Here is a 24,349-nt window from a genome sequence, read left to right on the forward strand (position 1 = left end):
GTCAGGCACGTCCCTTTCTCAGGCGCGGATCGAGCAGCCCATAGGTGAGATCGACCACGAGGTTGATGACGATGAACAACAGGGCGACCAGCATCAGGTAGGCAACCATCACCGGTCGATCGAGGGAGGTGATGCTGTCGATGATCAGCTTGCCGAGCCCCGGCCAGGAAAAGATCGTCTCGGTGACGACGGCAAAGGCAAGTGTCGAGCCCAGTTCCAGCCCGAAGACGGTGACGAGCGGGATGGAGATCAGCCGCAGCACATGGCGGCTGAGAACCGTGAACTCCGACAGACCGGCGGCGCGGGCGAATTTCACCGTATCGCTCAGCATCAGTTCGCGCGTTCCTGCCCGCGCGAGCCGGATCATCAGCGAGAACTTGAACAGAGCAAGGTTGAGCGCTGGAAGGACCAGATGCTGCAAACCATCGATGGTGAGGAACGAGAACTCGATGCCGAAAAGGCTGACTGTTTCACCCCGTCCGCCGGCCGGCATGATGCCGAACTGGACGGCAAAGACCATGATCAGCATCAGGCCGAACCAGAAGGTGGGCACCGAGAAGCCGAGGATGGAGATCGCCATGACGGCGCGCGAGACCGGGCTGTACGGCTTGTAGCCGGCATACATTCCGATCGGAATACCGACGAGGCTGGCAAAGATGACGGCCGCCAGCGTCAGTTCGAGCGTCGCGGGCAGTCGTGACAGGATCAGCTCGCTGACCGGCATGTTGTAGACCAGCGATCGACCGAAATCGCCCTCGAAGACCCGCCCGACAAACGCAAAATACTGCCGCCACAACGGCTGATCCAGGCCATACTGGGCAATGACGGCAGCCCGGATGTCCTGTGTCGCGTCAGGCGAAATCAAAACGTCGATGGGATTGCCCACCGCATAGACGCCTGTGAAGACCAGCGCCGACATGGCAAAGACAACGATGGCGGCCTGCCACAGGCGCTGCACGATAAAACCGAACAATGGATCCCCGTCCTCATGACTCGTCCCGTCTTGCGCGGGCTTGGTTTGGCCTTGGATGCGTGTGGATGAAGCTAGTGCCAGTCGCCTTCGAGAAGATCCCGGGTCTCTGCGACCGCAACCTCCCAGATCGCCAGCATGTCTTCGTCGGGGCGCTGGTAGAGGCCGTGATAGTTGCCATCTCCCAGCATGTCGCGTTTGCGTGCCGCGTCAACGCGGGCAAGGCGGGCATAGTCCACCTGCGGTCTTGCACTGGCAGGCTGGCGCGGGTCGTTCGTGCGCGTCCAGGGGAAGTTTTCCATCCACGAGGCATGTGAGGCTGCCGGATCGATGGCCTGAACCTTTGCGAGCGTCCGCGGCGCCCGCCACCAGTCATGGAATTTCACCGAACTGTCCGGATGCGCGTTCAGCCATTCGGAAATCACCACCGTGGCCGGTGTGTTTCCGCCATGGCCGTTGACGATCAGGATCCGGCGAAAACCCGACCGGTGAATACTGTCCATCAGGTCGCGAATGATGCCGATATAGCTCGCGAGCGATAGCGTCAGCGTGCCCGGGAATGTTGCAAAGGAGGATGCGAGCCCATAGGGCAGAACCGGAAACACCGGGATGCCAAGAGGTTCGGCGGCATCCACGGACACTTTTTCAGCCAGGATCATGTCGGTTGCAAGGCTGAGATAGGCATGCTGCTCGACGCTGCCGATCGGAAGAATGCAGCGGTCGTCCTTTGCGGCGCGCTCTTCGACCTGCATCCAGTTCATATCGGCAATCTTCATGCGCAACTCCTGTCCCCATTGGCGCAGCGACCGTCATTTATTTCGCATGCGCACAAAAAATAAGCTCCGGCGAGCTCTGCACTCATCAGAGATAACGTTCCATAAGGAACTAAAAAAAGAGATTGACAGGCAAATAACTGACCGTCAAGTTCCATACGGTACAAAATATAAATGGGGCAGGCGGAGATATGACGGTGCAGCTAGAGCAGGCGTCGCTCGAAACGCTTCTTCGCCAGGGTGGAAAAACCTTGTCGACGGGAGAGCCGGTCGATGCGCTGGTGGGGGTGAAACTGTGGGAAAACCCATGCTGGCTCTCGTTCCGCATCAACTTCCTGGCGCTGCAGTTCAACGTGCCGATCTATCGCTGGACGGAAAAGGAGTTCGGTCTGCCACGGCCGGAATTCGTCGTGCTTTACTCGCTTGGGCTGGCCGACGGGCTGACAGCCAGTGCCATCTGCGTCTCCTCGGGTTTCCCCAAGAACACCATCAGCCGGGCCATCCAGAAGCTGATCGACAAGGGCATCATTCGTCGCGAAGTCGATCCGGCGGATCTGCGCAGCTTCGTCCTCTACATCACGGACGAAGGCCGGCGCATCGTGGACGCCGCCATCCAGCCGATGGTCGAGCGCGAAAGAGCCATGGTGTCTGCCCTGACGCCGGCGGAAATGCTGATGCTGTCCGAGCTTCTGGCAAAGGTCGTCGTAAACTCACCTGTCTCGCCACCCATGATAAACATAGAGGAGAACGAAGAATGAGCATTTCCAAGGTGTTGCGCACCGTCGCGCTGGTGTCTGCCCTGCTGGGCGGCGTATCGTCGGCAGCGCTTGCCGCAGACCTGACGATCGGCGTGAGAGCCGGTCCGCTGTCGGTCGACCCGCATTTCACAGCGGCCGGCACCCATGCCGAAGCCATGAAGCATATCTTTGATTCGCTTGTGAAATCCGGCAACAATCTGGAACTTGAGCCGGGTCTTGCCACCAGCTGGACGGCCGTCGATGCCACGACCTGGGAGTTCAAGCTGCGCCAGGGCGTCAAATTCCATGATGGCTCCGATTTCACCGCCGAAGACGTGAAGTTCTCCATCGAACGCATTCCGGCGGTGGCGGGCCCCAACCCGACGACCATTTATGTCCGTCGCGTGCGTGGAATCGAGATCGTCGATCCCTATACGATCCGCATCAAGACCGATGGTCCCGCCCCGAACCTGCCCAACGACTTCATCCGCCTGTTCGTCGTGTCGCACACCGCGGCCAAGGACTATTCCGCAAGCGCCGACAAGGCTGCCGAAGGCTTCAATTCTGGCAAGGCTGCCATCGGCACCGGCCCCTACAAGTTCGTATCCTGGACGCCGAAGGAACAGCTCGTTCTTGAGAAGTTCGACGGCTACTGGGGCGAAAAGGAGCCCTGGGACAAGGTGATCCGCAAGGAAATCCCCAATGATGCGGCGCGCGTTGCCCAGCTGAAGGCCGGTCAGGTCGATATGATCGCACGTATCCCGTCGTCAGACGTGCCGACGCTCGAAAAGGACAGCAAGCTTTCCATCGTTCGCGAGGACAGCGTCTACCTGTTCAACATGGCTTTCGACTTCCGCGACAAGCCCCCGCAGGTCAGCGCCAAGGACGGATCGCCGCTACCCAAGAACCCCTTCCAGGATGCCAAGGTCCGCGAAGCCTTCGATCTCGCCATCGATCGGGAAGCCCTGACCGAGATTGCCATGGAAGGCATGGGTGCGGTTCAGTCGCAGCTTGTCACCCCGAATATTTTTGGCTGGAACCCGGCGGTGAAGCCGACGAAGGCCGATCCTGCCAAGGCCAAGGCATTGCTGGCCGAAGCCGGCTATCCCAACGGCTTCAAGGTAACCTTCTCCTTCACCAATGATCGCCTGCCGGGCGACAAGGATGTCGGCACGACGATTGCCCAGATGCTGACGGCGGTCGGGATCCAGGTGGAAGCCAACGCCCAGCCGGGTGCCGTCTTCTTCCCCGCCAACACCCGGGGCGACTACTCCCTGACCATGTCCGGCTGGGGCACGCTGACGGGTGAGTCGAACTACACGCTGTCGTCGCTGACGCATTCGAACGATCCGGCAAAGAAGCTGGGGGCCTTCAACCTGCGCGGCTATGTCAACCCGACGATGGACAAGCTGATCGAGGACGCCGCCGTCGAGATGGACACGGCAAAGCGCGAAAAGTTCCTGATGGATGCCAATGCGCTTGTCGCGACCGATCGGCCCTATCTGGCCATTGCCTCGACCATTTCCGCCTGGGGCATGAAGAAGACCATCACCATTGTTCCCCGCTCGGACGAGGATACGCTGGCGATGAACATCCGCCCAGTCAAATAGGCATAACTTTCACTACAACGACCGGCCGGGCGCCTTGCCCGGCCTTTTCTGTATTTTGAACACACATCAATCGGGAAGACACAGATGGGAACTCTTGCTCTGGCCATTCATGGCGGCTGCGGCGTGATGGCAAAGCTCGACCTCAGCGAGGAAGAATGGGCGGCTGCGCGGGTCGATCTCGGCCGCGCCTTGAAAGCCGGGTGGGATGTTCTGACATCAGGCGGTGCGGCGCTCGACGCGGTCGAGGCAGCCGTTGTCGTCATGGAGGACAGCCCGCACTTCAATGCCGGATACGGCGCGGCACTCAATACCGAAGGTCGGCATGAACTCGATGCGTCGATCATGGATGGCAGGACGCTGGAGGCTGGCGCGGTCACGCTCGTGCGGCGCATCCGCAATCCGGTAAAGGCTGCCCGCAAGATCATGGAGCATGGCGATGCGCTTCTTCTGGGTGGGCCGGCAGCGGATGCCTTTGCCGAACAGGCGGGGCTTGCGATGGTGGAACCGGACTACTTCACCACCGAACGGCGCACGAAAGCGCTTGCGGCGATGAAGGCGCATGCGGCGGCGGGTACGGCGGCAAAGGCAAGCGAAGCGGAGAAGCATGGCACCGTCGGTGCGGTTGCGCTGGACGGTGAGGGGCATCTTGCGGCCGCCACCTCGACCGGTGGCTATAACAACAAGCCGGATGGCCGCATCGGCGATACGCCGATCATCGGGGCGGGCACCTATGCGCGCGACGGCGCCTGCGCCGTTTCCGGAACCGGCAAGGGTGAATACTTCATGCGCTATGCCGTTGGACACGAAGTCGCCAGCCGCATCGCCTATCTGGGTGAAAGTCTTGAAGCGGCGGCCGCCAAGGTCATCCAGCACGACCTGAAGCAGCATGACGTCGGCGCCGGTCTCGTCGCTGTCGGCGCCGACGGATCGATCACGGCGCCCTACAATACGGATGGCATGTTTCGCGGCTGGGTCACGCCAGAGGGCGACTTCTATGTCGCAACCCATGCGCAGGTGTTTCACATCCAGCCGGAATAAGGGCCGGGGAGACCAGGAAGCAACCGGGGACGCCTCTCAAGGCGTCCTCGCCGCTGTTATTTGCCGCCATCGACGCTGATGATCTGGCCGGAGATCCAGCTTGCATGCTCGCTGGCGAAGAACATCACCATGGCGGCGATATCCTCGGCGCTGCCAAGGCGCTTCAGCGCGATGTTGTTGACGAGCCGCTGTTGTCCGTCTTCGCCCATGGCCTCCCACTGACGTTCCGTTGCCGGATTGGACCGCACGAAGCCCGGCGCGACATTGTTGACGGTGATGTTGAAGGGGCCGAGCTCATGGGCGAGCTGACGGGTCAGCCCGATCTGGCCGGCCTTGGCGCTGGCATAGGACTGGATGCCGGTGAGCGAAATGCCGAGTCCGGCGCCGCTGGAGATGTTGATGATGCGGCCGGACCGTTTCGTCTTCATGGCAGGCGCAACCGCCTGCGCCATGAAGAAGGCGCCCGACAGGTTGACGTCGAGAATGGCCTGCCAGTCGCTCTCGCTGATCTCCTCGATCGGACGCCCGACCTGGCCGCGCACGCCGCCGGCATTGTTGACGAGAATATCGACGGCGCCGAAGGAGGGGACCAGGGCCTGGACGTCGGCCCGATTGCCGACATCGAGACGATGGGCAGTGGTATGCGCGCCGCAAAGCGCGACCGTCTCTTCAAGCCCGGCTTCGTTCACGTCGCATGCGTAGACGCGGGCGCCGCGGCTCGCAAATCCCTGCGCGATGGCCCGCCCGAAGCCGTGGGCCGCTCCGGTGACGACGACGATCTTCCCCTCGAATGAAATGTTCATGCGCCGGCCTTCCCGAGTTCTTCCAGATTGGCAAGATCGAGCGGACGCTGGCCCTCTTCGATCTCATGGATCATGTCGACCAGTCTTGCCACCATGGGGGTCGCAACACGCGAATCCCGGCCGATGGCGACGACGGGCAGGACCTGCGCATCCACCTCCGTCTTGCGCTTGCGCACCGCCAGATCCCGCCAGATGCCGGAATGGGATTTCAATGAGCGGCGGTTATGCGCAACCATGTCGTCAAAGGAGCGATCGGTCTCCTGTTGCTGCGCAAGCGGTCCAAACGCCGAGGGATTGAAGCCGTCGAAGGCTTCGGGCGTGATGTTGTTGATGGCTGCGACGGTTGCCACCTCCAGCGCGAGCCTTCTGAGGATCGGGCGTGCGACCGGGTTGTCGAGAACATCCGCGATGCTGTCATTGGTGAGGGCCGTGCCGAACAGCAGCGCGCCGTAGATCATCTTGCCCCAGAGGAAGCCCCAGATGTTGTTGGTGATCAGCGCCTTCGGTTCGAACTGCTTCAGCAGGTCGTAGATTTCCTCGGCGCGATCGGAGAACCGCCCATCGAGTTCGCCGATGACGACTGCGCCGTGGCCGCTATAGTGGACGAGGCCCGGCTCCAGGTAATCGGCGCCGAAGTTGACGAAGCAACCGACGACGCGATGTTCGCCGACGATGCGCGCGATCACCTGTTCGTTCAGGCCATTCTGGGCGGAGACCACATAGCCATCCGAGGACAGATGCTGCACCAGCGCCTGCGTCGCAGCCTCCGTGTGATGCGCCTTTACGCAGAGGTAGATCCGCTCGTATTGCCCTTCCAGTTCGGCTGGCATGTAGGCTTTGGCCGGGAAAGTGCCTTCGAAAATCGGCCCGGCGATGCGAAGACCGCCAGCATTGATGGCATCCACATGGTCCTTTGCGGTGTCGACAAAGATCACCTCCTCACCGGCGCGCAGGAACGCCGCCCCCAGCGTGCCGCCGATGGCGCCCGCTCCCCAGATCACGATCGGCTGGCTCATCAAGTCGCTTCCTTCTCTAATAGATCTGACTGTAAATGGTCGCCCTGGCCCGGCCGTGGCGCTTGGCCCAACAGACGCAAGGCGGGCAGGATGATCCGCTCGATATCTGCGGTGTCGGGTGTGTGTCGGTATTCGATGTCCGGCATGTCCGGGGCGATCTCAGCCAAGACGTCTTCCGCCCCGGTTGCGAACACCAGCACCGTGGCCTTGGAGATCATCGCTGCCAGATCGGGGCTGTCGAGGGTATCGGCAATCACGTCGGCGACATGCGGAGCAAAGCGGGTCACGCCGCTCTTGAGGATCGGCAGGAATTCGGGAAAGCGGGAGATGGCTGCGATGCGAGCGAGCGAATCCAGCGCGGCCAGCGCTTGCCGGGTTTCCTGCGAGGGCGTGAAGCGGATCGCCACCACGCGGGTGTCGGGCAGGAGCGCTTCGACCTGCTGCTGCTTGTTGACGAAGGTCACCACAAGATCCGCCGTGGCGGCACGCGCCCGCAGTGCCGGGTCGTTTTCGAGGGCGGACACAGTTGATGCCTCGACGATCGCCTCCGGCCCCAGGCGGTCGGCGATGAAACGGGCGTAGCTTTCCGTCGCTTCGCGGAACAGGCCGACCATGAGGATGCGGCGCCTGCTGTCACGGGCGCTGCTTTGCGAAACGCGTCCGCCGATGAGAGCCATCAGGTCCGCCGAGCGCATGCCGAGCTTGCGGCTCTGCTCGATCAGCGCATCGATCTTTCCGTAGAGCATCGACAATTCGCCGACCGGCGGTGCCGGCCGCTGCTGGCGCTCGCTGACAAAGGTGCCTGCCCCCGGGCGTGTCTCGACGAGGCCGGCGGCTTTGAGGTCGGCATAGACCTGAGCGACCGTCATCGGCGCGACGCCCAGCGTTTCCGCCAACTCCCGCACGGAAGGAAGCGTCTCTCCGGGCGCCAGCTCGCCGCAACTGATCCCGTACTCGATCAGGCCGTGAAGCTGGCTGCGCAACGGCACCGGCAATGTACGATCAATGGTGAGCTGCATGGCTATCGCCGGATATCGTATCAATCAAGTGATACGATACTCTCATCGGAAGCGATATCGGTCAAGGTTTCTGCGCAGCTGATGGCTGCCAATCAGGGATTTGCCCACAATGTATCTATAGACTAGAACGGTGGGTGATTGGCGACGTTCAGCATTCGCAATTCAGGCTGAAATCACACCTGCTCCAGCAAGGCCCGCTCTGTCTCCTCAACGACAAGGCGGCGATCGGACCTCCGGGGAGAGGCCCGATCATTGTCAGCGGATACAAGGCCGCGACCTAGGACGCGATATCGCCGATGACGCGCACGCGCACGCGCCGCGCGCCGCCGGGGAGGTAGGCGATCGGGATATCCTCCACTTCCAGCGTCTTGAGGCTGCCGCGCAGAGCGCCCGAGGCAATGGCGGCGTCCTGTGCGGCGCTTTCTGCAGCCGCCAGCGCCGCGTCGCGGCTCATGCCGGAAAACACCTGGTCGACCTCGCCGGAGACCTGCGCCATGGCAGCGCCCAGCGCATTGGCGACACCGGCATTCTCCACCCGCACCACTTCCGAGGCACCCGGCACCTTGTCCGGGATCAGGAAGGCGCCGCCGCCGACGGCAATCAGCGGCACATCCTCGGCAGAGGTCTTCATCCGATCGAAATTGTCGGCCACCATCTCGCTGATCCTTGCGAGCGTGGCCCGCACGAGATCCGGATCGAGCCCCTTTACCCGGTCCCGGTCGCCCATCTCGACAATACCGGCGGCGACCGCGATATCGGAAGTGGTGAGCGTCGAGCCGCCGAACACTTTTGCTTCGGTGAGGATTCGGTAGCCGACGGAGCGCGGGCCGATCGCGCCGGTGTCCGGGTTGATGATGGTGCCGCCGCCAAGCGCGATCGGCAAGAGATCCGGCATGCGAAACAGCGTGCGCACGCCGCCGATATGCACGATGTTGTTGGCCTCGCGCGGGAAGCCGCCGATGAGGCAACCGATATCGGAGGTGGTGCCGCCGACATCCACCACCATGGCATTTTCGAGCCCGGTGAGGAAGGCGGCGCCGCGCATGGAATTGGTCGGGCCGGAGGCAAAGCTGTGCACCGGATTGGCCGCCGCGACATCCGCCAGCGCCACCGTGCCGTCGTTCTGCGTGAGATAGAAGGGGGCGGTCACGCCGATCTCCGACAGCGCATCGGCAAAGGCCTGCACCGTTGTCTTGCCCAGCGATTGCAGCGCGGCGTTCAGGATCGCGACGTTTTCCCGCTCCAGAAGGCCGATGCGGCCGAGCGTGTGGGAGAGCGTGATCTTCGCATCCGGAATGACGGAACGGACGATTTCTGCGGCCCGCACCTCGCATTCGGTGGTCAGCGGCGAGAAGGTGGCGGAGATCGCAATCGAGGTGATGCCGGCATCGCGGATGCGCATCGCGGCATCGCGGATTTCATCCGGGTTCATCGGCACCAGCGGGCTGCCGTCATATTCGTGCCCGCCATGCACCATGACGATCATCGGATTGACAGCGTCGTAGAGGTCGCGCGGCCAGTCGCACATCGGCGGCAGCGAGCGGCCGGTCGGCAGCGCCACGCGGATTGCCGCCACCCGTTCCAGGCGGGCGCGCTCCACCACGGCATTGGTGAAATGCGTGGTGCCGATCATCACCGCATCAACGGCGATACCGGCAGCGGCGGGCGCGTTGATCACATGCGAGAGGGCAGCCTTTACGCCCGACAGCACGTCCTGGGTGGTCGGAACCTTGATGGAGGCCAAAATGCGCTCGCCATCGACAAGAACAGCGTCCGTGTTCGTGCCGCCAACGTCAATACCGATGCGTTTCATGGAAATACCGATCTGAAGTCAATGTCATAGCCGAAGGCGCGGGGGCCGACGGCGGCAATGCCGGCAGGCGTGGTGAGAAGGGCCGGCGCCGGCAGCGCCACCACGGTGACGCGCTGGCCGTAGCGGACGGATTCCGTGCCGATCGCGCTGCCCGAGATGGTGTCGAGAAGGCAGAGCAGATCCGGCGTCATCGCAACCGGTTCGCCGTCGCGGAAGGCAACCGCCCATTCGTTCTGGAAGGCAAGTTCCAGCCGTGATCCTCGATCGCCATCGATCCCCTCGATGATCGTGCGGCCGCGCAGGAAGCCACCGGTCGTTTCGCGGGCAACATCGATCACCTTGCCGCGGAACAGCTGCTTGCCGCCCTCGTGGTCAAGAATGGCATCCACCGGATCGGCATGCCTGCGGCGGGCATCAAGCACCGCCTTGCCGAGTTCGACGGCCTTGGTGACCGTGTCGTGAATGCCCCATTCCTTCACCTCGCGGCCGGTGCGGGGCGCCTTGCAGGTGGCAGCCGTCGAGCCGACTTCGGTGCAGACCTTGCGCGAGATGCGCTCCATCCATTTCCACGAGGCCGCGCGGGTCACGATCACCTCGTTGTCGCGCACGTCGACCAGCGAGAGCGGGAACATCGGCAGGTTGCCGATCGCAAACGAGGTCATCTGCGCTTCCGGATAGGCGCGGCCCATGGCATCGGCATTGACGACGGGACGATCAAGAACGGCCGCGGCAAGGAAGGAGGAGAGCGCATTCGAACCGCCGATCTCTACGCTCATGATGGCGCGGAAACGCTTGCCGATATAATCCTCCATCACCTCGACGGCGCGGGCCAGATGCACGGGATCGCCGAGCCGTTCCTGGCCGACCAGTGGCGCACCCATCTTGGAGACGACGGCGACCATGTCGTCATCGTCGAGCGCCATCGGATCCATCAGGTCGACGCGGGCGCCCTCGGCATAGAGCCGCCTGAGGTTCAGCGTGGAGATATAGGGGTCGCCGCCGCCGCCGGTGCCGAGAATCCAGGCGCCGATGGCCAGCGGTTCGATGTGTTCTTCTGCGAATTCTTCAAGCATGTCCGACCTTCGGCAGGGCAAGGAGGGGGTATGCCGGCCCCGCGGGCGGGGCCGGTTGTCATCATGATGCGGGAAGGATCACTTCGCCTTGCAATCCCAGGTGAAGTTCGCGAAGTTCAGGTCCCAGCTCTGCATGGGAATGAACTGGTAGCCCTGCAGGCACTTGTTGGCGGCATAGCGCCGGTTGGGTGCCACGGCCCAGACATCGGGCTGCAGGTCGGCGATCTTCGCCTGAAGGTCCTTGTAGACGGCGTTCTGCTCGGCAACGTCGGTCGTTCCGCGCGTCTTGTCGATCAGCGCATCGATCTCCGGGTTCTGCAGCCATTCCATCGACATCCAGGTGCCGGAGGCCTTGGAGTGGTACTGGTTGTAGAACATCGAGTCCGGCGAGGGATAGGTCGGCGAAATGTTGACCTGCGTGGAGGCGGGCGTCGTGTCCGGCTTGGAGGACAGCTCGACGATACGGTTCCACGGCTCCGGCTTGATGTCGAGCGTAATCCCGATCTGCTCCAGATTGGCCTGCAGCAAAAGCGCCACTTCCGCCTCGAAGGCGAGCGAGGCGACATAGCTGTTCACCAGCGTGATCTTCTGGCCTGCATATTTCGACTTCGCCAGTTCCTCCTTCGCCTTTTCCAGATCGAAGGTGCCGGGCTTGATGTCGCCGTTATGGGCATCCTTGAAGGCGGTCGAGAGCGGGCCCTGCATGTCGGTGCCGGGATAGATGATCTCCTGGATCGTCTTGTAGTCCGTGGCATAGGCGATGGCGCGGCGCACATGCACGTCGTCGGTCGGATAGACCTTGGTGTTCAGCTTGATGACGAAGCCGCCGGAGGTGCGGGTCTGGATCAGCTTGTAATTCGCCATCTTGCCGATGGCTTCGTAGGTATCGTTGCCGAGGCCGTGCGAGGAAAGACCAAGTTCGCCCTTCTCCGCCAGCGCCTTGACGGTGGCATCGTCGCTGGTCTGCACGAAGCGGACCTCGTCGACCGGCGTGCCCTTGGTCCAGCCGAGGAAGTAATCGGCATTGCGGGCGATCACCATGTCGGCGGAGCGGTTGTAGCTGACGAGCTTGTAGGGGCCGGAGCCGGCGGAATGTTCGCCGACATAGGCCTCGCCCCACTTGTCGTCCGGCTTGGCATTGGCGGTGATCAGCGTCTTGTTGAGCGCCATCATCAGCGGCGTTGCCGCAAGGAACGGCGAGAACTGCCGGTCGATCTTCAGAACAAGCGTCTTCTCATCCGGAGCCGTGACGTTTTCCGGCTTCAGCACGCCGGTGATGAGGTTGGACGGGCCCTTGTTGATGCCGAGCAGGCGCTGGATGGACCACACCATGTCGGCGGCCTTGACCGGCGTTCCGTCCTGGAACTTTGCATCGTCGCGGAGCTGGAAGGTATAGGTCAGGCCATCGCCCGAGACATCCCAGGACTTTGCCAGATGCGGCACGATCTCGCCGGAGGGGCTGACGGTGGTCAGACCGTCATACATGTTCACCACGGCCATATAGCCGGTATAGTCGGTGACCTTGGCCGGATCGAGCGAGCTGAAGATCTGCTGCACATTGACGACGGTCGAGATCTTGTCGGCGGCAGAGGCTGCCGGAAGACCTGCGGAGAGCGTAAGCGCCGTGCCGAGCGCAAGTGCGGCGAGACGCTTGTAAACCATGGATTTCATGCTGGAAGTTCTCCTCTTTTATGCGGCGGGACCTGTCACGCCTGTTGTTTGCGGATGGGACGCGAAAAGGGTCAGGCCGCCTTTGGCAGCGGCGAGAAGGCGATGTCCGGATAGCCGAAGGCTGAGGGGCCCACGACCTCAAGCGCGGCTGCCGAGCGCAGCAGGTCGTGGCAGGGGATCGCAATCACCGCGACGCGCTGGCCGTAGCGCAGCATTTCGGTGGTGATCGGATAGCCGGTATCCACATCGAGCAGCACGATCAGATCGGGCACCGTCACTTCGACCACGCCATTGCGGCGGAAGATCAGGAATTCGTTCTGGATCGCGACGCTTGCGGTTTCGCCGGTCCAGCCGTCAAAGCCTGCAAGCTCCAGATCGCCGACCGCAAAGCCGCCGCGCAGATGGCGCTTCAGATCGGTGATCTTGCCGTTGAAGATGCGTCGGCCGCCTTCGAGGTCGCAGACGGCCGCGATCGGATCCTCCTGCTGGCGGCGGGCGCGGATGACCGCTTCGCCAAGCGCGATCGCCTTGGTATAGCTGCGCGGAATGGCGAACTGGTGGACGAAGTGCGCCTGCATGGGCGCCGTCGCCAGCATCGCCCCGCCGCCCTGGGCGACGACGCAGGCGCGCGCCATGCGCTCATGCCAGACTTCCGAGACTGCGTGGCTGAAGATCACCGCATTGCCGTGCAGATCGCACATCACGGACGGCGTGGAGCTGTGGCCGTAGATCGAGAAGGTGGTCATCTGCATTTCCGGGAAGGCGCGGCCCATGCCGTCGCAATCGAGGATCGGCAGGCCGCCGAGTGCCGCCGTCACCAGCGGGCTCATGGAATTGGCACCGCCGATCTCCTCGCAGACGATGGCATCGACCGGCGTGCGGATCAGTTCCTCCATGGCTGTGAGGCAGCGCAGGCCCTCGCGGCCCTCGCGGATGCGCTCGACGCCGACGACCGGTGCGCCGATGCCGCCGATCGACATGCACAGCGCATCCGCCTCGATGGCATCGGTGGCGAGGATCTTCATCTCGTATCCGGCCTTCAGCGCCTCGAGCGCCAGAAGCTTGCCCTGATAGGGATTGCCGCCGCCGCCGGTGCCCAAAATGCCGGCGCCGATTTCCAGGGCTTCCAGATCATCGCGCGTCAGGGTGCGCAGGGCGGCCTCGTCATATTTGCGTTTGCGGCTCTCAGCCATGATAGGCTCCCATCTCTCCGACGACCTTGACGTGAATGCGGGTGGCGTTGCCCGGCAGGTAGGCAAGCGGCGTATCCTCCCGCTCGATGACTTCGAGCGTTTCGGGGATGGCGCCGGCGGCGATCGCCTTGTCGCGCGCCTCGGCCTCCGCCTCGGCAAGCGCTGCTTCCCGCGTCCTGCCGTCGATCAGGGAAAAGACCCGGTCCGTCTCGCCGCTGATCTGGGCGATCGCAGCACCCACCGCATTGGCGACCGCGAAGTTTTCGGGTCGCAGGACCTCCAACTCGCCTATCCGGTCCGGCATCAGGATCGAGCCGCCGCCGACGGCTATGACCGGTACCGGTGTGGAGGAAATGCGGCTGCGCTCCACACAGGCTTCCAGCATGGCATTGATGCGGGCGACGGCCGCCTCGACCAGGGGAGCGGCGAGGCTGTCGACCAGAGCCTTGTCACCGACATCCGCCTTGCCCGCCGCAACGGCGATATCGGTTGCCGTCAGCGTAGAGCCGCCGAAGCACAAGGCCTCGCGGCGCACGCGGTAGCCGACGGATTTCGGGCCGATCGAAATTCCCTTCTCGCCGTTGACGACCAGCGAACCGCCACCGAGGCCGATGGAGAAAACGTCCGGCATGCGGAAATTGGTCTTCACGCCGCCGATATCAACGGTGGTCGAGGCCTGCCGCGGAAAGCCGTGCGAGAGCGAGCCGACATCGGTGGTGGTGCCGCCGACATCCACCACCACGGCATCTTTCAAACCGGTGAGGAAGGCCGCACCGCGCATGGAATTCGTCGGGCCGGAGGCGAAGGTCAGCACCGGGAAGGCACGCACCACGTCGGCCGCCATCAGCGTGCCGTCGTTCTGGGTGATATAGAAGGGGCAGGTGAGGCCCGCATGCACCAGCGCCTTCTGGAAGGCGGCAACCGTGCGGTCGGCAAGCGAGAGCAGGCTGGCATTCATGATGGCCGCACTTTCGCGCGCCAGAAGCCCGTGACGGCCGATATCTTTCGACATCACCACCGGCACGCCGGGGCAGTGACGGTAGAGAAGCTCGCGCGTGCGCAGCTCCATGGCATCGTTGATGCCGCTGAAGACGCAGGTGACGGCGGCCGCCTTCAGGCCCTTGGCCCGGATCTCGCCGGCAATGCGGACGATCTCGTCCTCGTCGAGCGGCGAGAGGATGCGGCCGTCGAACTCGTAGCCGCCCTTCACCTGATAGCCATGGTTGCCGACGATCTCGCGGATGTCGTCCGGCCAGTCGACCATCGGCGGCAGGCCGGCGCCGGATGGCAGGCCGAGTCGGATGGCGGCGACTTCATCCATATGCCGGCGCTCGATCACCGCATTGGTGAAATGCGTGGTGCCGATCATCACGGCGGCAATCGCCTTGCGGTCGATGCCGGAAGCCGCGATCACGTTTTCCAGAGCCTCGATGACGCCCGTCGTCACGTCTTCCGTGGTCGAGGCCTTCACCCCGGCCAGAACCGTCTTGTCCTGCAATATGACGGCATCCGTATTGGTGCCGCCGACGTCGATCCCTACGCGATACACGTGAGGCTCCTCTTGCGTCAGTCTGTTGATTTGACGAGGAAGCGCATGCGTTCCTCTTCGGTTACGACGGGCTTTTCGCGCTCTTCCACATCGGAAACGACGGGAATGGCGGCAATCAGCGCCCGGGTGTAGGGATGGGAGGGAGCGGCAAACACCGCCGGCGTCGCGCCCTCCTCGACGATCTCGCCGCGCAGCATGACGGCGATGCGCGAGCAGAAATTGCGCATCAGCGACAAGTCGTGGCTGATCATCAGATAGGTGAGCCCCAGTTCCTCGCGCAGCTGCACCAGAAGCTCGATGACCGTCTTCTGCACCGAGACGTCAAGGGCTGCGGTCGGTTCGTCGAGGATGAGGATTTTTGGCTCGGCCGCCAGCGCGCGGGCAATCGCCACGCGCTGCTTCTGGCCGCCGGAGAGTTCATGCGGATACTTTGCCAGATAGGATTGCGGCAGGCGTACCAGGCCCATCAACTCGACCAGGCGCGCTTCCCGCGCAGCCCCCTGCAGGCCGATCGATTTCAGCGGCAGGGTCAGCGTCTGGCGCACGGTCCGCTTCGGATTGAGAGAGGTGCCGGGGTTCTGGTAGACGATCTGGGTCAGGCGGCGGCCTTTTGCCGGCGCCGGCGCATCGATCACCAGTTCGCCGGAGGTCGGCCGCAGAAGCCCCATGATCATCCGCGCGACCGTCGTCTTGCCCGAGCCGGATTCGCCGGCGAGCCCGAAAATCTCGCCTTCACGCAAGGTGAGGTTCACGTCACGCACGGCGTGATAGCCGTTGCGGCGGCCATAGATCTTGTTGAGGTTGCTGATGCGGACGATCGGCGCGCGGTCGCTCTGGGCCATGTCGGTGACGCGGGGGCCGTAAAGGGCCGGCACGGCATCGAGCAGCGCGCGGGTATAGTCCTTCGCCGGTTCACTCAGGATCGTCCGGCACGGGCCGGTCTCGACGATATCGCCGTGATGCATCACCACCACGCGGTCGGAGACCTTGCGGACCACGCCGAGATTGTGGGTGATCATCAGCAGCGCCATGTTTTCCTCGCTGACCAGGCTGTTGATCAGGTTGAGGATCTCGTCCTGCGTGGTGACGTCGAGCGCGGTTCCCGGTTCGTCGGCGATCAGAAGTTTCGGCTGGTGCAGCAAGGCAAGGCCGATCAGCACGCGCTGGCGCATGCCGCCCGAGAGCTCGAACGGATAGGCATTCATCACCCGCTCGGCATCGCCAAGCTGCACGCGGCGCAGCACGGCGGCAATGCGGCTGCGGCGTTCTGCACGCGACGTCGCGATGCCGTTGCGGCGGTCGGCAAAGCGCATCACATCATCGAGATGGGTGCCGATACGGAACACCGGATTGAAGGAGGAGAGCGGGTCCTGCATGATCAGCGAGAAGGCCGTGCCCTTCAGCGCCTCGCGCCCGGCGCGCGGCAGGTCCAGCACATTGCGGCCTTCGACAAGGATCCGGCCGGTGCGGATGGTCGCATTGCGGGGCAGCGTGCCGATGATCGCCTTGGCGGTGACCGACTTGCCGGAGCCCGTCTCGCCGATCAGGGCGACGCGTTCGCCGGCGGCAACCGAGAAGCTGACATCGCGCAGCACCTGGCGCGTGCGGCCATAGGAGGTGAAGTCGACGGACAGGTTTTCGACGCTGAGAAGAGTGTCGCGCATCATCAGCCCTCCACGTCGAACATGTCGCGCAGGCCGTCGCCCAGCAGGTTGAAGCCGAGAGTGACGTAAAGCACTGCAGCCCCGGGGCAGAGAACCTCCCACCAGAAATCCGGCATGAACTGGCGTCCGTCCGCCACCATCGAACCGAGATCCGGCGTCGGCGGCTTCACGCCGAAGCCGAGGAAGCTCAGCGTCGCGCCGAACAGGATGACGAAGGCGGCATCGAGCGTCGTCTTGACAGAAATGACGGCGACGCAATTGGGCAGGATTTCGCGGAAGAGGATGTGGAAGGGGCCGGCGCCGGCCAGCCGCGCCGCCTCGATATAGTCTTCCGAGGCGATCGACTTCGACACCGAATAGATCAGCCGCGCATGCCAGGTCCACCAGAGGAGCGTGATCGCAATCATCGCGTTCATCAGCGTCGGTTCGAGGAGGTTCGAGACGGCAAGCGCCATCACGAGCGGCGGCATGGCGAGCATTACATTGGTGAGCCCGCTGATCAGCCGCTCCGTCCAGCCACCGACATAGCCGGCAATCAGGCCGAGCACGGTGCCGACGGGCACGGAAATGCCGAGCACGCCGAGAACGAGCAGCAGCGAGACCCGAAGGCCGAAGACGGTGCGCGAGAAGATGTCGCGGCCGGCCTTGTCGGTGCCGAACCAGTGGCCGGCATCCGGCGGCAGATGGCGCGCCTTGAAATCGACGATGCTGCCGACATGCTTCGGATAGGGCGTGAGCCAGGGCGCAAAGACCGCGAGAATGACGACCGACAGGAGGATCAGCGTGCCGATGACGGCAGCCGGATTGCGGCTGAAGCGGTACCACATCATGTAACCGGCGCTGAGGCCGCGGTCGGCCGGGTCCAACATCTTGATGTCGGCCATCAGAGTGCCTCCTTGCGGCGCATGCGCGGATCGATGATGGAAATCAGGACATCGACGACGAGGTTCGCGACGATGAAGAACAGGCCCGCCACCAGCACCACGGCGGTGACCGCGTTGAGATCCTTCTGCAGGATGGCGTTGAGGCCGTAGGAGGCAAAGCCGCCCCAGGCGAAGATCATCTCGATGACGAAGGCATTGCCGATCAGCGAGGCGAATTCGAGCCCCATGATGGTGAGCGGCGCGATGGAGGAGAGCTTCAGCAGATAGCGGAAGATGATGACGCGCTCGGGCACGCCGAAGCTCTGCAGTGTCAGCACATGGTCCTTGCGCTGGTTCTCGATCATCGAGGAGCGGGTGATGCGGGTGATCTGGCCGATGCCGGCCATCGACAGCGCAAAGGCGGGCAGCGCGATGTGCTGCAGCGCGCTGCCGACGACATCGAGCCGCCCGGCAAGAAGGCCGTCGAGGATCAGGAAGCCGGTCGGGCCGCCCTGCCAGCCAAGCCCATGATCAAGGCGCCCGATGATCGGCCATCCTCCCGGCACCCGCGCCGCCAGCAATTGCAGGGTGATGGCGAAGAGGAAGCTCGGGATCGTCACCCCTGTCAGCGACAGGATGCGACCCCCATGGTCCAGCGCTCGGTCGCGGTAATGGGCGGTGATCACGCCGAGTGGAATGGCGACGAGAAACATGAAGACGACGGAGACGAGAACGAGCTCCACCGTGGCCGGTACCGTCTGGGCGAGGTCGGTCGTCACCGGGCGCTGCGAGACGAGCGAGGTGCCGAGATCGCCGTGCAGCGCCTTGGTGATATAGGCGAGATACTGCACGACAATAGGCTGATCGAGCCCCATCTGCAGGCGCAGCGCCTGCACCTGTTCCGGCGTTGCCGCCGGTCCGAGCGCCATGCGGGCCGGATCGCCGGGCACGACGCGGGCAAGCGTGAAGATCATCAGGGACAGCACCACCATCACCAGCAGGAAGGTGCCGAGCCGGGCCAGAATGGCTGTCAACGGGTGATGCCGCATCGTCGAGAAAGATCCCCTTGCAAGGAAACATGCGCCGGCAATTTCTCCTGCCGCCTTCCCACGAACAAGCGCGGCCTGGTATAGTTTTTTGCTCGAAAGGTATAGGTTTTGCCTTTCAGATGCCCTATCCCCTGTCCATGGACATGCTTCTCGACAGGCCCCGCCTTCGCCGTCTGATGGACGATAGCAATCACCGCGTCCTCCTTCTCCAGGCGGGGGCGGGCGCGGGAAAGAGCGTGCTGCTGCGGCAGATGGCAGAGGATGCCGGGGCACGCGTCTGCACCGCGCTCCATCCGCAGCAGGCGGATCTCGAGGGCGGCATGCTGTTCTGGGACCTGCCGCGCAAGGCCCGGTCGCTCAGGCTTTCCGATGCCGTCATCGACAACGCCGAGCGGATCGTCATCGCCTGCCGGCCGCAGCAGAAGGTCACGGGGCTGGCGCGGACGCGTCTGCATGGCGGCAGCCTTGTCCTTTCTGCGGAAGACCTCTCCTTCCATCAGAGCGATCTCGCTTCACTGCCAGCCGACACCGCGCGGGCCGCGATCGAAACCTATGCCGGCTGGCCGGCCTTTCTGCGGCTGGCCACCTGTGCCGCGGATCAAGCAGAAAGCCTTGTCGACTATTGCCGGGAGGCGCTGTTCGACCATCTGACGCCGGGCGACATGGCGGCCATGTCTTTGTGGCTGAAGGCACCCGACCAGCCGGTGCCGGCGATTGCTGCCACCCTGCTGCCACCGCGTCTCCTTGCTGAACCGGATCGCTACCCTGTGCTCATCGAGGCCCTGCGGCGGGCAAGCGGGGAGAGCCTTGCGGCCTATGTGAGCCCCGCCGCTCTCAAAGATATCGCGTCCACGCTCGAACAGTCCGGGCAGGTGCTGGCCGCCATGAACCTGCTGCTGGACCATGGTCTGGAGGTGCAGGCGGCCGCCATTCTGGAACGGGCGCAGGGCCGCGATCTGATCTATCGCAGCAGCGTCGCGGCGTTCCAGGAAACCATCGTGCGGTTCTCGCACGAGATGGTGGCCGAGAACGAGACCATTCTGTTTGCCATCTGCCGGGCGCTGATGAAGCAGGGCGAACTTCATCGCGTGCGCCATCTGCTGTCGAAACATCTGGGCCTCGACTTCCTCGACCCCATGAAGGTGCTGGTGAAGGGATCGCGCTTCTCGTTTGGCGCGCGCACCTTCCGCCTTAACCTGATGATCTCGGAGGACCTGACGCCGAACGATGCCATCTTCGAGCGGCTGGCCGAGTTCATGGCGGATTATCCCCCCGGCGAACACGGGAAATGGGCGTCCTATTACAATTCAATTCTGGAGTTCGAGATCCGCCGCCGCAATTTTCGTGAGGCCGAAGCCGCTGCGGCGCGGGCGCTGATCTATCTGAAGAAGATGGGCGGCCAGCCGCTTCTGGAATTCTTCATTCACCTCCACCAGACCGTGCTGCGGCTGATGGGAGGCGATGTGCTTCTGGCCCGCAAGGCCGTGCAGGACGCCCGCGCGCGTCTTGAACAGGTGCCGCATCCGGCGGGCGCGGAATTTCGCATGCTGCGCCTTGCCGAGGCATGTATCGATTACGAGGCGGGACGTCATCGGGCCCTTTTGCAGTTTGTGCAGGCCGAGTTCGAGGATTTCGCCGCCGCCGAGATCTGGCCGAGCCTGATGCAGTTCGCCCTGCATTATGCCTCACAGGCGCTGATCGACCATTTCCCGATGGGCGTGCGCCCGGGCTTTCTGGACGGCCTCTGGATCCATCTGTCGGACGGTCTGCAGTTTCATGCCATGATGGAAATCCGCACCGCCATCGCCTATCAGAATGCCGGGCGCTGGCGCGAAGCGGCCGCCGCACTCTCTGCCATCCGCATGCCCATGGGCAAGCACTGGATCGACAGTGCCGTGGACGATCTGTCGCGCCTCACGCGCCGCGACGAGATTGCCTATGTGATGGCCTGGCTTCGTGAAGCCGTCCATCTTTCCACGCCCCGGCCTTATCTTGCACGGCAGCTGGAAGCCCTGATGGCCAATCCGAAGGTCACCCATCGCGAGCGCGTGGCGCTGGCAATCTGGCTGAGCTACGCGGCACACCAGCGCCGGGAGACGGCTCTTGCCCGCAGCCACCTTCTATCGGCACTGGAAAGCGCCAATCGCCTCGGCTGCCACGGGGTTTTGTCGGAAGAACGGCTGTTCCTCTCGCCGCTTCTGGAGAACAGGCTGCTCCGGAGTTTCATCGAGAAATCCGTCAGTGTCCGGCGTTCGCTGTCGATCTTCGGCTCTTCGCTGAACTCGCCGCATGCCCGCGCGCTGAAGGGCGGCCTGTCCCAGAGGGAGGCGCAGATGCTGCAACTGGCGGCGGCTGGATTGTCCAACAAGCAGATTGCCGCAACGCTGCACATTTCCGAAGTCACCGTGAAATACCATCTCGGCAACCTCTATCGCAAACTGGGCTGCAACCGCCGTTCGGAAGCCTTGAGCGCTGCAACCGCACTGGGCTGGATCAGCTAGGCTGCAAAGCAGGCTGTCGGTGCTGCCCGTTGCAAAGCCGGTCTCAAACTATTCCGTTTTTAGCATGTCGATTGCGCCTTGTTTGAAGTAGCGTGCCGACACCTTGGATCCAGAGCGAGTTCAATGAGTTACGAAGTTCGAGCGCGTGTGCGTTCCCTTGGGTTATCCGTCGGGCATCACGAAACGGGCGCGTTGAACGCCATCACGGATGTGAAGGGCGTTGCCGTTGGCCATGTCACCTGCGTGGACGGAAACCGGACACGGACAGGTGCCACCGCCATCCTGCCCCATGCCGGCAATCTGTTTCAGGACAAGGTGCCGGCGGCACTGGCTGTTTTCAACGGTTTCGGCAAGTTTGCCGGATCAACGCAAATCGCCGAACTTGGCGAGATCGAAACGCCGATCCTGCTGACCAATACGCTGGCCGTCGGGCGTGCGATCGAGGCCATCAACCGCCACACGCTGGGGCAGGTGGGGAATGAACGGGTCGTCTCCGTCAACGCGGTCGTCGGCGAGACCAACGACTCGCGGCTCAATGACATCCGTGCAGCGCGGCCGGACGTGGAGGAAATGCTTCAGGCATTGTCTTGCTCCAAAACCGGTCCGGTGGAGGAGGGGGCCGTCGGTGCAGGAACCGGAACGGTTGCCTTCGGTCTCAAAGGCGGCATCGGCACCAGTTCGCGCATCCTCTCGGTCGCCGGGGTCCGTTATACGGTCGGCGTGCTTGTCCAGTCGAATTATGGTGGCCGGCTGCGCGTGGACGGGCGAACTTATGAGGCGGAAGGCCATGACAAGGATGGCTCGATCGTCATGGTCGTCGCAACCGATGCGCCGCTCTGCGCGCGCAACCTCAAACGTCTTGCCGAACGCTGTTTCGGCGGTCTTGCCCGCACGGGCGCTGCCCTCAGCAACGGTTCCGGCGATTATGCGCTTGCCTTCTCCACGGCCGAGGAGGTGCGCCGCACGCCGGAGCGCCGCAAGGCGCTGGCCGCTTACCCGGTTCTCTCCAATGACGTCGTCTCCCCTCTTTTCGAAGCCGTCATCGAGGCCAGCGAGGAGGCCATCCTCAACTCCTTGACGACGGCAACGACCACCCATGGCTACAATGCCACATCCGGCAAGCCCTCGACCATTCAAGCGATTTCCCTTGACGCTCTCAAGCGCCTCTAATGCCTTCAATCGGAGTTTCCATGCCTGCCGCAACACCCCGCATCGTTTATCTCAATGGTGCCTTCCTGCCCGAAAACGAAGCGCATATCTCGATCTTCGATCGAGGTTTTCTCTTTGGCGACGGCATCTACGAGGTCACGGCGGTTCTCGATGGCAAGCTGATCGATAGTCCGCTGCATATGGCGCGTCTGGAGCGCAGCGTGCGGGAAATCGGCGGCACACTGCCTATTTCGACCGACGAGATCGTCGCCATCGAAAAGCGGCTCGTTGCGGAAAACGCGCTGACCGAAGGTGTCGTCTATCTCCAGTACACGCGCGGCGCCGAGGATCGCAATTTCCTCTATTCGGAAGACCTTGCGCCGACACTTCTTCTCTTCACCCAGGCCAAGACGCTGGAACATGTGGCGGCGGTCGAAAAGGGCCTGAAGGTCAAGATCGTTGCGGACCAGCGCTGGGAGCGCCGCGACATCAAGAGCGTCTGTCTCCTGCCGCAGGTTCTGGCCAAGCGCATCGCCAAGGCCGAGGGTTGCGACGAGGCGTGGATGGTCGAGGATGGCTATGTGACGGAAGGTGCGTCCTCGACGGCCTATATCATCACCCATGACGACAAGATCGTCACGCGCGGCAATGGTCACGCGACGCTGCCCGGCTGCACGCGGCTTGCGGTTCTCGATCTTGCCCGCGAGCAGGGCCTGACGATCGAGGAGCGTCCGTTCTCGGTGGACGAAGCCATGTCGGCGCGGGAAGCCTGCCTGACCAGTGCCTCCAACTTCATCGTGCCGATCACCTCGATCGACGGCAAGCCCGTCGGCGACGGCAAGGCCGGTCCGATGTTCAAGCGTTTGCGCACGCTCTACATGGAGAACGCCCGGCGCACTGCGGTTTGATGAGGCCTTAAGCGGAGGTCAGCACGTTCCAGGTGCGCTTGACGATCGGTCGCCGGTTTTCGCGCGAACGATAAAGCCGGATTTCGACATCGATATCCCAGTCCGGCTCTGCTGCCCTCACCAGCCGGCCATCGGAAAGCTCGGTGGCAACCAGGCTTTCCGGTATCCAGGAAAGCCCCCAACCGGCCATGACCATGCCCTTCAGGCCGACCGACATGCTGCCGACGTGGACGCGGTTTTCCGCCGGCAGCCGATCGGCCATCGCACCGGCGATCAACTGGCCGAAGAACGAGATCTTCTGATAGCTGACATGGGCAAAACCCGGCGCGATGCGGTGCCGGGGCTGCCCGTTCTCGTCCGGGGCGCTGACCGGGATGATGGTTTCTGCGCCCAGCCGATGGTGTTCGAACTGCAGGCCGAGCAGCATCGGCACATGCGGGTTCTGATAGGTCAGCAGGAAATCAGAATCCCCGTCGATCAGAGAATTGAGGTTTTCCTCCATGCTGCCGGAATCGGGCCGCATATGCGAAACGATGGGGCCGAGCTTGGCATTGAGGTCGTTCAGCCAATCGGGAAAGAAGGTGAACGACAGCGTGTGCAGGGCCGTGAAGGTGATCGTGCGGGCGTTGTCGCCTTCCTCGTGCTGGAGATTGCGCCGTGCCTGATAAAGACCCTGAAGGGTCTGCTCGGCAATCGGCACGAAGCGCTCCCCGGCATCGGTCAGTCGCGACGGATAGGTGGCGCGATCGATGAGGCTGGTGCCAACCCAGGCTTCCAGCTGCCGGATCCGGCGGCTGAAGGCCGACTGTGTGACGTGGCGCTCTTCCGCCGCCTTGGAAAAATTCAGCGTCTGGGCGAGGGCCAGGAAATCTTCAAGCCATTTGACTTCCACAGCAAACCTCACGGAAAAACGGACGGACGTTTTTCCTTGGTCCGATTGGCGGAAAAAT

At 63.2% G+C, this 24,349-nt stretch carries 20 protein-coding genes; 6 read left to right on the forward strand and 14 right to left on the reverse strand.

Annotated elements, in window-relative coordinates:
- Nucleotide 1: 1 nt before the first annotated feature.
- Both ACEXP3_RS21240 and ACEXP3_RS21245 read right to left on the reverse strand, forming a co-directional pair.
- The gene (locus ACEXP3_RS21240; protein ID WP_377299154.1) at nucleotides 2-973 is read right to left on the reverse strand and encodes an ABC transporter permease; all 972 of its coding nucleotides are present in this window, start codon (nucleotides 971-973) and stop codon (nucleotides 2-4) included.
- 71 nt (nucleotides 974-1,044) lie between these two features.
- Complete coding sequence (locus ACEXP3_RS21245) at nucleotides 1,045-1,746, reverse strand: creatininase family protein (protein ID WP_210106299.1); 702 nt, start codon at nucleotides 1,744-1,746, stop codon at nucleotides 1,045-1,047.
- 188 nt (nucleotides 1,747-1,934) lie between these two features.
- Between ACEXP3_RS21245 and ACEXP3_RS21250 the strand changes: the two genes are divergently transcribed.
- The 3 genes from ACEXP3_RS21250 to ACEXP3_RS21260 all read left to right on the forward strand — a co-directional run bounded on the left by ACEXP3_RS21250 (nucleotide 1,935) and on the right by ACEXP3_RS21260 (nucleotide 5,128).
- Nucleotides 1,935-2,501, forward strand: a complete 567-nt coding sequence (locus tag ACEXP3_RS21250) for a MarR family winged helix-turn-helix transcriptional regulator (protein WP_377299155.1) — start codon at nucleotides 1,935-1,937, stop codon at nucleotides 2,499-2,501.
- Nucleotides 2,498-4,090, forward strand: a complete 1,593-nt coding sequence (locus ACEXP3_RS21255; RefSeq protein WP_377299156.1) for an ABC transporter substrate-binding protein — start codon at nucleotides 2,498-2,500, stop codon at nucleotides 4,088-4,090. Before ACEXP3_RS21250 ends, ACEXP3_RS21255 begins: the two co-directional genes overlap by 4 nt.
- An 84-nt stretch (nucleotides 4,091-4,174) precedes the next feature.
- Nucleotides 4,175-5,128 (forward strand): isoaspartyl peptidase/L-asparaginase family protein, encoded by a 954-nt coding sequence (locus tag ACEXP3_RS21260; RefSeq protein ID WP_377299157.1) that lies wholly within the window; start codon nucleotides 4,175-4,177, stop codon nucleotides 5,126-5,128.
- A 56-nt stretch (nucleotides 5,129-5,184) separates the two neighbouring features.
- Here the strand turns inward: ACEXP3_RS21260 and ACEXP3_RS21265 are convergent, their stop codons facing one another.
- The 11 genes from ACEXP3_RS21265 to ACEXP3_RS21315 form a co-directional block, all read right to left on the reverse strand.
- A complete protein-coding gene (locus ACEXP3_RS21265) occupies nucleotides 5,185-5,931 on the reverse strand; it encodes an SDR family NAD(P)-dependent oxidoreductase (RefSeq protein ID WP_377299158.1) in 747 nt (248 codons plus the stop codon).
- On the reverse strand, nucleotides 5,928-6,947 hold the full coding sequence (locus ACEXP3_RS21270; protein WP_377299159.1) for a ketopantoate reductase family protein: 1,020 nt from the start codon (nucleotides 6,945-6,947) through the stop codon (nucleotides 5,928-5,930). Before ACEXP3_RS21270 ends, ACEXP3_RS21265 begins: the two co-directional genes overlap by 4 nt.
- Nucleotides 6,947-7,966 carry a GntR family transcriptional regulator gene (locus ACEXP3_RS21275; protein WP_377299160.1) on the reverse strand — a complete coding sequence of 340 codons (1,020 nt, stop codon included), beginning with the start codon at nucleotides 7,964-7,966 and terminating at the stop codon, nucleotides 6,947-6,949. Before ACEXP3_RS21275 ends, ACEXP3_RS21270 begins: the two co-directional genes overlap by 1 nt.
- A 277-nt stretch (nucleotides 7,967-8,243) precedes the next feature.
- On the reverse strand, nucleotides 8,244-9,779 hold the full coding sequence (locus tag ACEXP3_RS21280; RefSeq protein ID WP_377299161.1) for a hydantoinase/oxoprolinase N-terminal domain-containing protein: 1,536 nt from the start codon (nucleotides 9,777-9,779) through the stop codon (nucleotides 8,244-8,246).
- The gene (locus ACEXP3_RS21285; protein ID WP_142880647.1) at nucleotides 9,776-10,852 is read right to left on the reverse strand and encodes an S-methyl thiohydantoin desulfurase family protein; all 1,077 of its coding nucleotides are present in this window, start codon (nucleotides 10,850-10,852) and stop codon (nucleotides 9,776-9,778) included. The genes ACEXP3_RS21280 and ACEXP3_RS21285 overlap by 4 nt, the downstream gene beginning before the upstream one ends.
- A gap of 78 nt (nucleotides 10,853-10,930) precedes the next feature.
- Nucleotides 10,931-12,523 (reverse strand): ABC transporter substrate-binding protein, encoded by a 1,593-nt coding sequence (locus tag ACEXP3_RS21290; RefSeq protein WP_377299162.1) that lies wholly within the window; start codon nucleotides 12,521-12,523, stop codon nucleotides 10,931-10,933.
- A 71-nt stretch (nucleotides 12,524-12,594) separates the two neighbouring features.
- Complete coding sequence (locus tag ACEXP3_RS21295) at nucleotides 12,595-13,716, reverse strand: S-methyl thiohydantoin desulfurase family protein (RefSeq protein ID WP_142880649.1); 1,122 nt, start codon at nucleotides 13,714-13,716, stop codon at nucleotides 12,595-12,597.
- Nucleotides 13,709-15,265 carry a hydantoinase/oxoprolinase N-terminal domain-containing protein gene (locus ACEXP3_RS21300; RefSeq protein WP_377299163.1) on the reverse strand — a complete coding sequence of 519 codons (1,557 nt, stop codon included), beginning with the start codon at nucleotides 15,263-15,265 and terminating at the stop codon, nucleotides 13,709-13,711. The genes ACEXP3_RS21295 and ACEXP3_RS21300 overlap by 8 nt, the downstream gene beginning before the upstream one ends.
- Before the next feature lie 17 nt (nucleotides 15,266-15,282).
- On the reverse strand, nucleotides 15,283-16,929 hold the full coding sequence (nikE, locus tag ACEXP3_RS21305; RefSeq protein ID WP_377299164.1) for a nickel ABC transporter ATP-binding protein NikE: 1,647 nt from the start codon (nucleotides 16,927-16,929) through the stop codon (nucleotides 15,283-15,285).
- A 2-nt stretch (nucleotides 16,930-16,931) separates the two neighbouring features.
- A complete protein-coding gene (locus ACEXP3_RS21310; protein WP_142880652.1) occupies nucleotides 16,932-17,813 on the reverse strand; it encodes an ABC transporter permease in 882 nt (293 codons plus the stop codon).
- Nucleotides 17,813-18,841 (reverse strand): ABC transporter permease, encoded by a 1,029-nt coding sequence (locus ACEXP3_RS21315; RefSeq protein WP_210106310.1) that lies wholly within the window; start codon nucleotides 18,839-18,841, stop codon nucleotides 17,813-17,815. The genes ACEXP3_RS21310 and ACEXP3_RS21315 overlap by 1 nt, the downstream gene beginning before the upstream one ends.
- Before the next feature lie 137 nt (nucleotides 18,842-18,978).
- Between ACEXP3_RS21315 and ACEXP3_RS21320 the strand changes: the two genes are divergently transcribed.
- The 3 genes from ACEXP3_RS21320 to ACEXP3_RS21330 all read left to right on the forward strand — a co-directional run bounded on the left by ACEXP3_RS21320 (nucleotide 18,979) and on the right by ACEXP3_RS21330 (nucleotide 23,399).
- Entirely contained in the window at nucleotides 18,979-21,342 is a 2,364-nt protein-coding gene (locus ACEXP3_RS21320; RefSeq protein ID WP_377299308.1) for a helix-turn-helix transcriptional regulator, read from the forward strand.
- Between the two features lie 123 nt (nucleotides 21,343-21,465).
- Nucleotides 21,466-22,512: a DmpA family aminopeptidase gene (locus ACEXP3_RS21325; RefSeq protein ID WP_377299166.1), complete on the forward strand. Its 1,047-nt coding sequence runs from the start codon at nucleotides 21,466-21,468 to the stop codon at nucleotides 22,510-22,512.
- An 8-nt stretch (nucleotides 22,513-22,520) separates the two neighbouring features.
- Complete coding sequence (locus ACEXP3_RS21330; RefSeq protein WP_377299310.1) at nucleotides 22,521-23,399, forward strand: D-amino-acid transaminase; 879 nt, start codon at nucleotides 22,521-22,523, stop codon at nucleotides 23,397-23,399.
- A gap of 7 nt (nucleotides 23,400-23,406) precedes the next feature.
- On the opposite strand, the gene ACEXP3_RS21335 is transcribed toward ACEXP3_RS21330, so the two are convergent.
- Nucleotides 23,407-24,291 (reverse strand): LysR family transcriptional regulator, encoded by an 885-nt coding sequence (locus tag ACEXP3_RS21335; protein WP_377299168.1) that lies wholly within the window; start codon nucleotides 24,289-24,291, stop codon nucleotides 23,407-23,409.
- Nucleotides 24,292-24,349 lie beyond the last annotated feature (58 nt).

Origin of the sequence: Neorhizobium fuzhouense, assembly GCF_042611105.1 — a bacterium.
GTDB lineage: Bacteria > Pseudomonadota > Alphaproteobacteria > Rhizobiales > Rhizobiaceae > Neorhizobium > Neorhizobium galegae_A.

Bases quoted from the DNA above. Each gene is read 5' to 3' on its own strand.
- ACEXP3_RS21245 (WP_210106299.1), bottom strand. From the start codon at position 1,746: ATGAAGATTGCCGATATGAACTGGATGCAGGTCGAAGAGCGCGCCGCA.
- ACEXP3_RS21250 (WP_377299155.1), top strand. From the start codon at position 1,935: ATGACGGTGCAGCTAGAGCAGGCGTCGCTCGAAACGCTTCTTCGCCAG.
- ACEXP3_RS21255 (WP_377299156.1), top strand. From the start codon at position 2,498: ATGAGCATTTCCAAGGTGTTGCGCACCGTCGCGCTGGTGTCTGCCCTG.
- ACEXP3_RS21260 (WP_377299157.1), top strand. From the start codon at position 4,175: ATGGGAACTCTTGCTCTGGCCATTCATGGCGGCTGCGGCGTGATGGCA.
- ACEXP3_RS21265 (WP_377299158.1), bottom strand. From the start codon at position 5,931: ATGAACATTTCATTCGAGGGGAAGATCGTCGTCGTCACCGGAGCGGCC.
- ACEXP3_RS21270 (WP_377299159.1), bottom strand. From the start codon at position 6,947: ATGAGCCAGCCGATCGTGATCTGGGGAGCGGGCGCCATCGGCGGCACG.
- ACEXP3_RS21275 (WP_377299160.1), bottom strand. From the start codon at position 7,966: ATGCAGCTCACCATTGATCGTACATTGCCGGTGCCGTTGCGCAGCCAG.
- ACEXP3_RS21280 (WP_377299161.1), bottom strand. From the start codon at position 9,779: ATGAAACGCATCGGTATTGACGTTGGCGGCACGAACACGGACGCTGTT.
- ACEXP3_RS21285 (WP_142880647.1), bottom strand. From the start codon at position 10,852: ATGCTTGAAGAATTCGCAGAAGAACACATCGAACCGCTGGCCATCGGC.
- ACEXP3_RS21290 (WP_377299162.1), bottom strand. From the start codon at position 12,523: ATGAAATCCATGGTTTACAAGCGTCTCGCCGCACTTGCGCTCGGCACG.
- ACEXP3_RS21295 (WP_142880649.1), bottom strand. From the start codon at position 13,716: ATGGCTGAGAGCCGCAAACGCAAATATGACGAGGCCGCCCTGCGCACC.
- nikE (WP_377299164.1), bottom strand. From the start codon at position 16,929: ATGCGCGACACTCTTCTCAGCGTCGAAAACCTGTCCGTCGACTTCACC.
- ACEXP3_RS21310 (WP_142880652.1), bottom strand. From the start codon at position 17,813: ATGGCCGACATCAAGATGTTGGACCCGGCCGACCGCGGCCTCAGCGCC.
- ACEXP3_RS21315 (WP_210106310.1), bottom strand. From the start codon at position 18,841: ATGCGGCATCACCCGTTGACAGCCATTCTGGCCCGGCTCGGCACCTTC.
- ACEXP3_RS21320 (WP_377299308.1), top strand. From the start codon at position 18,979: ATGGACATGCTTCTCGACAGGCCCCGCCTTCGCCGTCTGATGGACGAT.
- ACEXP3_RS21325 (WP_377299166.1), top strand. From the start codon at position 21,466: ATGAGTTACGAAGTTCGAGCGCGTGTGCGTTCCCTTGGGTTATCCGTC.